The following is a 257-nucleotide window of genomic DNA, read 5'->3' as shown; positions in this document are numbered from 1 at the left end:
GCTCGGCATCGCGCTCGCCCGCGGCCCGCTGCCGCGGCGCGCCCCGGCCCGGCTCGTCGCGGTGGGGACGGCCGTGCTCGGCGTCGTCGCCGCGGTGATCTACGCCGGCCCGAACCTGTGGCGTCCGTTCTCCGACTGGGGGCAGCCGTTCGGGAACCACTCGGTCGTCGACGCCCCGATCCACCAGCAGGTCCTCGCCCCGCACCTCGGGCCGCTGTACCTGCGCAGCCCGCTGCTGTGGCTGCTCGTGGTCGCCG

1 protein-coding gene is annotated in these 257 nt (G+C 77.0%); it reads left to right on the top strand.

The genetic code is table 11. From position 1 onward, the window contains the following. A partial coding sequence (locus GTW08_RS17750; RefSeq protein WP_161152251.1) for a hypothetical protein occupies nucleotides 1–257 on the top strand: 257 nt, incomplete at both ends.

It is taken from the genome of Pseudonocardia sp. SID8383, assembly GCF_009864975.1.
Taxonomy (GTDB): domain Bacteria; phylum Actinomycetota; class Actinomycetes; order Mycobacteriales; family Pseudonocardiaceae; genus Pseudonocardia; species Pseudonocardia alni.
Note: the sequence above shows the minus strand (reverse complement) of the source record. Positions and strands in the feature narration are given on the sequence as shown.